Origin of the sequence: Pseudolysinimonas sp., assembly GCF_039912695.1 — a bacterium.
Classification (GTDB): Bacteria; Actinomycetota; Actinomycetes; order Actinomycetales; family Microbacteriaceae; genus Pseudolysinimonas_A.
Genome location: NZ_JBDSPJ010000006.1, coordinates 1 through 3,411 on the forward strand (window position 1 = coordinate 1; position 3,411 = coordinate 3,411).

At 65.9% G+C, this 3,411-nt stretch carries 2 protein-coding genes and 1 pseudogene; 1 reads left to right on the top strand and 2 read right to left on the bottom strand.

The window, feature by feature from the left end:
• The coding region (locus tag ABIR17_RS02275; protein ID WP_348002739.1) for a PQQ-dependent sugar dehydrogenase at window positions 1–1,057 on the bottom strand (1,057 nt) is incomplete at its 3' end.
• A 9-nt stretch (window positions 1,058–1,066) separates the two neighbouring features.
• Window positions 1,067–1,903, bottom strand: a complete 837-nt coding sequence (locus ABIR17_RS02280; RefSeq protein ID WP_348002740.1) for a fused MFS/spermidine synthase — start codon at window positions 1,901–1,903, stop codon at window positions 1,067–1,069.
• Between the two features lie 310 nt (window positions 1,904–2,213).
• On the opposite strand from ABIR17_RS02280, the pseudogene ABIR17_RS02285 reads away from it, so the two are divergent.
• Window positions 2,214–3,411 (top strand): annotated as a pseudogene (locus tag ABIR17_RS02285) (DNA-directed RNA polymerase subunit beta); the annotation flags it as partial.

Here is a 3,411-nt window from a genome sequence, read left to right on the forward strand (position 1 = left end):
CATCGCGCGCATCGCCGCGGCCATCGGTGTTGTTGGTCAGCATCCAGAGCGAACCGTCAGGGCCGGGCGTCACATCCCTGATGCGTCCGTACTCGCCCGTGAACCACTCGACGGCGTTCGCGGTGCCCGCCTCGTCGTCGATGTAGATCGCCCAGAGGCGCTCGCCGCCGAGCGCGGCCATGAAGAAGGTGCCGCCGATCCAGGTCAGCCCGCTCGGGCTGGCGGCATCGGTGCCCCACTGCAGCACGGGATCGGTGAAGCGCTCGTCGCCCGCCTGCCCCTCCACGACCGGCCACCCGTAGTTGCCCCCGGGCTCGATGCGGTTGAACTCGTCCCAGGTGTCTTGGCCGAACTCGGCCGCCCAGAGTTGCCCGCTGGCATCCCAGGCGAGCCCCTGCGGGTTGCGGTGACCCATCGAGTAGACGAGTGATCCCGGCGTCGGGTTGTCGTTGGGCACGTCGCCCGTTGGAGTCATCCGCAGAATCTTGCCGTTGAGCGACGACGGGTCCTGAGCACGGTCGGGTTCTCCCGCGTCACCGACCGTCGCATACAACATGCCGTCCGGGCCGAACGCGAGACGCCCGCCGTCGTGGTTGCCGGCCTTCGCCAGACCAGACAGCACCACCTCGGGATCGCCGAGCGAACCGCCGTCACTGTAGGTCATCCGCACGATGCGGTTGTCGTCGGCCGCGGTCAGGTACGCGTAGAGCCAGCCGCCCGAACCTTCCGAAAGGTACGCCAGCCCGAGCAGGCCGCCCTCGCCTTGGTGCACCACGCCCGGCACTGTGCCGACCGTCGTGACCTGGCCATCTTCGAGGCGCAGAATCGTGGCATCGTCGCGCTGCGAGATCAGGGTGACGGAATCCGTCAACCTCAGGATCGACCACGGCGACCCCAGACCGGTCACCACATCGGTCGGCTCACCGACCGGCTGCACTCCACCGGCGGGCGGCGACACGGTAGGCGCAGTCGTGCCTGGTTCTGTGTGCGGCGCGGGGCCGCATCCCGCAAGCACCACTGCTGCGAGGGCGACGGCAAGCCACTTCCACGAGCGCATGCCCCGACCCTACGTGCGTCCGCCGTCGTCGCGACCGGGACGCCACTGGAACACGCTGCGAGCTGGCGGCGGCGAGGGTGTTGAGGACGCATCGGTCACGACCGCGGCACCCGCGATCCAGTCCCGCAACTCGCGACCACGCACGACGCTCGCCGGATGCGGTCCGCTGGCCAGCAGCCGCGGCATCCATTCCAGCGGGAGGTCGGTGGGTGAGGCAACGATCACAAAGTTGCCGTAGCGCCGACCCTTCAGCACTTGAGACTCGGCGAGCACTGCGGAGTCGGCGAACACCAGCCCGACCGTCGCCGCCTGGCCGCGCGCGAAGGCGAGAGTGCCACCATCCGCGACGTTGACCAGCAGCACTCCGGTCGGGGTGAGGAATGCGGAGAGCTCGTGATAGAACTCCACACTCGTGACGTGGGCCGGGATGCGGGCCCCGCCGAACACGTCGACGATGCAGAGATCGACCGCACCCTTCAACCCGGATGGCAGCTTGCCGAGGGTCTCGCGGGCGTCGCCGTAGCGCATCCGGATCGAGGCGTCGCGGGGCAGCGGCAGGTGGGCGCGCACGAGCTCGACCAACCCAGGTTCGAGCTCAAGCACCTGTTGGCGGGATCCCGGTCGCATCGCTTCGATGTAGCGGGGAAGGGTCAGCGCGCCGGCCCCGAGGTGCAGAGCCGTGATCGGCCCGTCGGGCAGTTGGTCGATGACCCGACCCATGCGATTCACGTACTCGAAGAACAACTCGGTCGGACGATTCGGGTCGACGTGCGACTGCGGTGTGCCGTCGACGATCAGTTGATACGTGCCCGGCGTGAAGGGGTCGTCGCGGATGACGGCGTGCATCCCGCTTGCCAGGGTCGTCTCCCCGATGTCCGCCACGGCATCCAGTCTTTCATCTGCACCAAGTTGCACGGACGAACGTTTCAGGTGGACCAATTGGCGCGCGTGGAGGGATGCCGCGGGCGGCTTATAGACCCAATCGAGAATCAAGTCAAGGAATAGCTAGGCGTTCGCGCCAGTTGTGTCCTATAGTTGTCCCTTGCGCCCACTCTCCCTTTCGCCTTCATATCTTGGTCGGCTTGAAGAGGATTTGGGCCGCTTCCCACCGACCGATACGTACTGAACCTGACGGGGTTCACGGAGGTTGTTTTCGTTGGCTGCTGCGCGTTCCGCATCCAGTAAGAAGTCCACCATCACCGGCCGCACCGCATCGCGGCTCTCCTTCGCCAAGATCACCGACACCCTCACGGTGCCGGACCTTCTTGCGCTGCAGACGGAGAGCTTCGACTGGTTGGTTGGTAACGACATCTGGAAGGCACGGGTGGTCGCGGCGAAAGCCTCCGGCGACGCGGGTGTTCCCGAGACCACGGGTCTCGACGAGATCTTCGAAGAGATCTCGCCGATCGAAGACCTCGGCGAGACGATGCAACTGTCGTTCTCCGCCCCGGAGCTCGAAGAGCCCAAGTACTCCATCGACGAGTGCAAGGAGCGCGGCAAGACCTTCGCCGCGCCGCTCTACGTCAACGCTGAGTTCATGAATCACCTCACCGGTGAGATCAAGACCCAGACGGTCTTCATGGGCGACTTCCCGCTGATGACTCAGCGCGGCACGTTCATCATCAACGGCACCGAGCGTGTCGTCGTCTCGCAGCTCGTCCGCAGCCCGGGCGTGTACTTCGAGCGCATCAACGACAAGACCTCCGACAAAGACATCTATTCGGCGCGGGTTATCCCGAGCCGTGGTGCCTGGCTCGAGTTCGAGATCGACAAGCGTGACCAGGTCGGCGTGCGCATCGACCGCAAGCGCAAGCAGTCGGTCACCGTCTTCCTCAAGGCTCTCGGCATGACGAGCGAAGAGATCCTCGCCGCCTTCCCCGGCTACGAGTCGATCGCCGGCACCCTCGAGAAGGACGCCATCCTCACCAAAGAAGAGGCGCTCAAAGACATCTACCGCAAGCTGCGTCCGGGCGAGCAGGTTGCTGCCGAGGCCGCGCGTGCGCTGCTCGACAACTTCTACTTCAACCCGAAGCGGTACGACCTCGCCAAGGTGGGCCGGTACAAGATCAACCGCAAGCTCGGCCTCGACGCCGGCCTGCGCGACTCGGTGCTGTCGCTCGACGACATCCTGGGCACGATCAAGTACCTGGTCGCCCTGCACGCCGAGCAGACCACCCTCCCGGGTGTCCGCGACGGCAAGAAGGTCGACATCCGCCTCGACGTGGACGACATCGACCACTTCGGCAACCGTCGCATCCGCGCGGTCGGCGAGCTCATCCAGAACCAGGTTCGCACCGGGTTGTCCCGGATGGAGCGCGTCGTTCGCGAGCGCATGACGACGCAGGACATCGAGG